This is a genomic window from Pseudomonas sp. PS01300 (assembly GCF_029960155.1).
Classification (GTDB): Bacteria; Pseudomonadota; Gammaproteobacteria; order Pseudomonadales; family Pseudomonadaceae; genus Aquipseudomonas; species Aquipseudomonas palmensis.
The window spans coordinates 213402-219401 of record NZ_JASCPN010000002.1 but is presented as its reverse complement, the minus strand read 5'-3'; the positions used below and the strand labels follow the sequence as shown (position 1 = coordinate 219401).

The following is a 6000-nucleotide window of genomic DNA, read 5'->3' as shown; positions in this document are numbered from 1 at the left end:
AGCACCAGGCACGCAGCCTCGCGCTTGAACTCAGGGGTAAAGGTACGACGTTGCTTGGTCATCAGACACCTCTCTATGGCGAGCATTCTCGCCTAAATGGGTGTCCGGTTTCATTAGACCACTACACCGACCTGGCGGACTCAGATCGAGCTTCATGTATGCACTGGTTGAGTCGGTCTTTGAGAGTAAGGACACACTCTACTTTCTCGCGGGGCCAGGTTTTCGCAAGTACACGAGCCTAGCGGCGGTGCTTACACTGGATGAGGTTGCTTGGCAGGTTTCCCGGGACGCGACTTGAAGAAGCGATCCACCCTAGATCACACGGAGCACGGGTACCTGATGAAAGTTCTCATCTATTCAGATCTGCACTTGGAATTTGTTGGTTTCGAGCCACCTCAGCTAGAGGCCGATTTGGTCGTATTAGCTGGCGACATCTCGGTGCTTGGTCGCGGTGTGACGTGGGCAAATGAGACGTTTGGATGCCAGGTGATCTACGTTTGCGGCAACCACGAATTCTACAAATCGCACATTGATCGAACGTTGATCAAAATGCGAGATGCAGCTGCGGAGCATGTTCATGTCCTGGACAACCAAAGCCTTGTCATCGGTGAAACCCGATTTCTCGTGGCGACTGCGTGGACAGATTTCACCTCGACCGGGGACTACAAGGCTGCGATGAGGGACTGTGCTGAGCGGATGAATGACTTCAAGCGAATTCGAATCGGGGAGGGGTACCGCAAGCTCCGACCCGCCGATCTCATTGCTCGCAACATCGCCAGTCGTGAGTTTCTGGCAGCAGAACTGGCTAAGGATTTCCAAGGCAAGACCATAGTGGTGACCCACCACTCTCCGATCCCGGAGGTTTCTGGAAATGGTCATGAAGGCCACCTTGCGGCGGCTTATTACAACCTATGGCACGACTTGGTCGGCCAGGCGGACGCGTGGATTTTCGGTCACACGCATTTTGCCGTAGATACAGAAATCCTGGGCTGCCGGCTCGTTTCTAACCCCAGAGGCTACCCAGGCGAGCGGACAGGGTTTGCCTCCGATTTAGTGATCGAGATCTAACATACACCGCGATAGGGGACGCACGTCCGATAAGATTCTTTCGCTTGCTCAGCAAATGGGACTTCAACTTTTTGTGTTACCTGACTGAATGCTGTCAGACGTCATACTTACCAGTCAGCATTAAGATGGAGTCAGGGGGCAGGGGTGGCAACCTACTGTGGTGTTCGCGAGAACCATGAGCTATGACAGCAGATCAGGTTACCCACGCTGGGGCGCAATCCAGTCAAGCTTCATGCTGGTTTCTTGTGGATCGATATTTGGCAGTGCCGAGGTTGATTACATGCTGGCAGGCTGGTCGCGGAGCCATGCAAGCCTTCCTGCATCGATTGAATTGGAAAATACTCACGCGCATGACCGAGCCGATGAGGGGTTGAGCGCCATGGCAGTGACTAGACTCTAGGAATTGCTGTGTAGGTTTCGCAAATAACCATGACTTCGCCAAAGAACGTTGGTTCAATCTCATCGCTGTGATCAACCATCTGGAAGTTCTTCTCTTCAAGCCACTTCACAACATGGTTTTTCGTGTGTTCGGCCAGTTCATGATGGTGCTCAAAGAAATCTTTGACTGATGAGCTGTAAATGATTGTAGCAGGTGCGTCAGGAATGATTCGATACGTAGCCTTACCATACATGTTTGCTTGGCTGAAATCAGTGGTGCAAATCAACGCACTGCTCCGGGCCCGCACTCCAAAGCGGTCAAGAAACCATTGATCGGCGATGTCGTGGATCATAGGATCGGTGTCTTGCGGAGTGCGAGGCGTGTGGTAAAAGATATTGACCTGCTCTGGGGCGGTAAGCACCTGGGAAAAGCCACGAAAAAGCGTTGGCATGAATTGTCCTGATAAAAAAGTGAAGCATGATAGCGAAGCCTGGTGTTGATGTCAAAGTGAGTGAGTTTTTTGTACAGACTGGTCTAAATCTCTTAGAAGGGAGGTATCGGCTGGAGGAGGAAATTACTGGCGGAAAAAGCTCAACAGCCTTTTTTGGGGTTGATGAGGAAACAGGTAGGCAGGTATTTATAAAGCTCGCAATTTTTCCGCGCTCTGAGCTTGAAAAAGCCAGGTTTCGTAATGAGGCAAGGTTTCTACAGAGTCAAGAGGGGTTGAATGAGATCATCAAAAAAACGCCCGAATACTTGTCTCATGGGGAGCTTTTTGATGGGCGGATTCTCTATCTGATAACCGAGCGAATTGAGGGGCAGTTGCTATCCGCATGGTTTACGGAGAATTTTGAGAAATGCGATCTTAAAGAGCGGCTACTGATTGCGTATCGCGTATTTGGGGCTTCGGAATATTTTGGCGCTTTTACCAATCATCGGGATCTTCATCCGGGAAACATAATTCTCTTGGATGAGCCGGTCGATTTGCGCACCGATGTTCCGGATTTTAAGACAATTATCTTGGATTGGGGTCAATCTTATAGTCGGCTTGAGGCCAGCTATGGCGGTAATGCCGATATGATTACTATTCATAATGGCATAGGGCGGGAAATCACAAATTCGTTCTATAATCTACCACCAGAAACATTCGTCGACTGGTCTAGCCCTGAATTTGAGTACAGCAAGTATGATTCGTGGGCGATGGGGCTGTTGCTCTATAAGCTAGTAACTGGCGCTGATCTTTTTTCATTCGACAACATTGGGCGATTTGCTGAGGCGATGAAACATATCGAATCAGAAGTGGATCGCGGGATGTACAGAATCCACTCTCAGGCTGACTCAAAAACCAATATTCTGGACTCGCTAATTCGAAGGCTGCTTACAAAAGATCATCGGCAAAGAATGTCGATACAAACAGCACGACAAGTTTTATGGTTTATTTTGGTGGAGGATTTTGAACCCACGGACTACAGACAGACTCAGATTTTCTTGAATAACCCATACGGCTTCAAAGGAGTGAGGTGGAAGTATTTTGAAACAGATCCCCTTGCAAGAATATACTGAGTATCATTGCCTTAAAAAGGTTAGCGCACATAGGTGATAATCGACATTTTTCGAGAAGGACGCCTCTTTATCGCTGGGCTACCACGAGGCCACGATCGCGTCGCTTCCCGCAGAAAAATTACGCCTATTTGAAGTGTAAGAGACACAATTAGTGTGGATTGGTGTCGAGGAATAAGATACTACAACCAGGCTAATTCGCGCTTGATGCAGGAGGGAAATAGGGATGAAAATCGAACTGGATCTGAACAGAAATGATCTTGAAGCGCTGCTCAGGCACGCGCAGCAGTTCCAGCCTGCTGGCGATGACGCCAGGGAGAACAGGCGTTTGCGGGATGCCCTGGATCAACTGGTAAAGGCGTTGAAGGAGGCTGCCTACTGATCCTCGGTAAGGTACAGGTGCCGCCTAGTCACGCGATGTGGCATCATACGGCCACTATGCGAGCTCGTTGTTTACTGGCTTCGCCGTCCCAATCTTGATACCAAGGGCTTTAAATGGATTTTTACGTCATAGACAGAGATGAACGATTTCCATCAAGCGCAAAAAGCTGTGCCTACCTCATGTATGACCGATGGAATGATTTCAACTTCGTGACCATGTTCCACGTCATCATCTATGACGATAAGGGTGCGAAACATGATATGGGTAACGTCAAGATTGGATTTAAAGGTCAAGACAAAGATACGTCGACCATGTCTAGGCTTGAAAAAAGTTTTACCCATTTAGGCAACGATTTTTTCTCACTGGGAACGAATGTCGAGTATTACAGCATAATCGCCAATGAAGTTCCAGACGTCCTGAAGTCAGCGTACCTCAAAAGTCTTCGGGATCTTGCTGCGGATCCTGACCTCCTTGAAAGCATTCGCGATGAAGAAGTTTTCTCTGTGTCGTTGCTCAGAGGTGTGAGCCTTTCCAGTGTTAAGCAACAGTTTGCACGAATTCTGCAAGGCGGAGCTGTCCGCACAAATTATTCGTTCCTTTATGAAAAAAAGAGTCAAAAGGATGTGGCCGGAATAGAGTTGGAGTTCTATGTCGAGGCCGATTCTACCCCATCAAGTAATATACACGCATTAATCGGTCGAAACGGCATCGGTAAGACCACCATTCTGAATGGGATGATTAGAGCAGCAACAGGCCAGGGTGATGATGCCGATGCGGTATATCATACAGGTGAATGGGGCGATGAACGTGTCCCAGTGACTAAGGAGTATTTTAGTAGCGTACTGTCCGTCTCATTCAGCGCATTTGACCCTTTCAACCCACCACCAGATCAACCCGACCCTGCAAAAGGTACCTGCTTCTACTATGTGGGTCTGAAAAAGCCCTCTGCAGGAGGGTATGAGTTGAAGGGGTCGAACGAATTGCAAACTGAGTTCGGCAGGGCGCTAAAACTGTGTGTTCACGACAGTTATAAACGCGTCCGATGGCTGAAGGCGCTGAAAAGTTTAGCTTCTGATGATAGTTTTGCGCGAATGGGCCTTATCATTGCGGCTGAAAAAATTGAAAGTAATTACATCGATAAAACAGTATCAGTATTTTCGCGACTGAGCTCTGGCCACGCCATCGTGCTCCTTACGATTGTGAAACTGATCGAACGGGTGGAGGAAAAAACGCTAGTTTTGCTTGATGAGCCTGAGAGCCACCTGCACCCACCGTTACTCTCTGCTTTCATCAGAGCGCTGAACGACCTACTGCTTGAGCGTAACGGAGTAGCAGTTATTGCGACTCACTCTCCAGTGGTGTTGCAGGAGATACCAGCGTCCTGTGTTTGGAAAGTCAGTCGCGCTGGCTTGGTGGCGGCGGCATCTCGTCCATCGATTGAGACTTTCGGCGAAAACGTTGGCGTGCTGACGCGTGAAGTATTCGGCCTTGAAGTCGAACTTTCGGGATTTCACACAATCCTGAAAGCTGAAGTAGAGCAGGGCGCTAGCTTTGACAAAATCTTTCGCAAGTTTGGTGGTCAGCTTGGTTACGAGGCTCAAGCTATCCTGCGCGCCCTTATTGTTGATCGGGACGCTAAGGCCAAATCATGAAGAAGATGACAATTTCTGATTTTGAGCCGGACTATTCGTATCGGCAGTGCGTATCGGCCATCAAGAGCGAGGAAGAACGCAGGAAGATGCTGGCTCAAGTCGATAATATCAAAATTGCTGCAATCGACTTCTTGGAGCATTCCAAGGCAGGCACCACGAGCAGCATACCGCCGGTACGTATCGCAAAGGGTGATAACCCATCCGTCGTCGGAGATATTACCAAAGCTGAAATGGTCAGGCTCTATGAGTACTATATGGTCAAGCGGGAGCCTGGCCGCTCGATCTACAACGCTATTTTAATTTCTGCTGAGGAATCCTGCCCACTTTGTGGGGGGATTGGTCACGCCAAGACACTCGATCACTATTTGCCTAAGGCAAATTACCCACTGCTCACAGTTTTACCCTACAACCTTGTTCCGGCATGCAGGGATTGTAATACAGAAAAAGGCAATCCCATCATCACCGATGCTGCCGAGCAATTAATACATCCATACTATGATCAAGCGTGTTTTTATGATGATACCTGGGTGGTCGCAGAGGTTACTCATGAGTCGCCGTGCGCCATCAAATTTAGCGCATGCCCGCCGGAGCAGTGGCTGCCGTTAAATAAAAGTCGCGCGAATAGACATTTTGAGTTCTTTAGTATTGCGAGACGGTATGGCATCAGAGCAGGAGAGGAGCTGGGTACTCTGGTTGATCAGCGGCGTGGTTTTCTAAAGACATTTTCGCCGGAGCAATTCTCCCTCTATCTCAAGTCGGTAGCGGAGAGTCCCACACTTTTTCCTAATCACTGGCGTAAAGTGATGTATCTGGCTCTGGCCGAGGACGAATGGTTCTGCAGCGCTGATCTCTGATGGTGCGTTAATTTGCTTAGACCATCTCAGATGGTGGCGATACACTTTCGAGCTCATAGTTACTTTTGTGTAACTATAGGCTCGAAAGTGCCGTATTTTCATTTT

General features: G+C 48.9%; 6 protein-coding genes. 5 read left to right on the top strand and 1 reads right to left on the bottom strand.

Annotated elements, in window-relative coordinates:
- The first annotated feature begins 339 nt into the window (after positions 1-339).
- Positions 340-1068: a metallophosphoesterase family protein gene (locus QMX96_RS02360; RefSeq protein ID WP_282361084.1), complete on the top strand. Its 729-nt coding sequence runs from the start codon at positions 340-342 to the stop codon at positions 1066-1068.
- Positions 1069-1457: 389 nt separating this feature from the next.
- Here QMX96_RS02360 and QMX96_RS02355 read toward each other — a convergent pair whose 3' ends face one another.
- Positions 1458-1898, bottom strand: a complete 441-nt coding sequence (locus QMX96_RS02355) for a hypothetical protein (protein WP_282361082.1) — start codon at positions 1896-1898, stop codon at positions 1458-1460.
- A 26-nt stretch (positions 1899-1924) separates the two neighbouring features.
- Between QMX96_RS02355 and QMX96_RS02350 the strand changes: the two genes are divergently transcribed.
- The 4 genes from QMX96_RS02350 (at position 1925) to QMX96_RS02335 (ending at position 5895) form a co-directional block, all read left to right on the top strand.
- On the top strand, positions 1925-3010 hold the full coding sequence (locus QMX96_RS02350; RefSeq protein ID WP_282361080.1) for a hypothetical protein: 1086 nt from the start codon (positions 1925-1927) through the stop codon (positions 3008-3010).
- Positions 3011-3233: 223 nt separating this feature from the next.
- Positions 3234-3389, top strand: a complete 156-nt coding sequence (locus tag QMX96_RS02345) for a hypothetical protein (RefSeq protein ID WP_282361078.1) — start codon at positions 3234-3236, stop codon at positions 3387-3389.
- 113 nt (positions 3390-3502) lie between these two features.
- The gene (locus QMX96_RS02340; protein WP_282361076.1) at positions 3503-5041 is read left to right on the top strand and encodes an AAA family ATPase; all 1539 of its coding nucleotides are present in this window, start codon (positions 3503-3505) and stop codon (positions 5039-5041) included.
- Positions 5038-5895: an HNH endonuclease gene (locus QMX96_RS02335; protein ID WP_282361074.1), complete on the top strand. Its 858-nt coding sequence runs from the start codon at positions 5038-5040 to the stop codon at positions 5893-5895. Before QMX96_RS02340 ends, QMX96_RS02335 begins: the two co-directional genes overlap by 4 nt.
- Positions 5896-6000 lie beyond the last annotated feature (105 nt).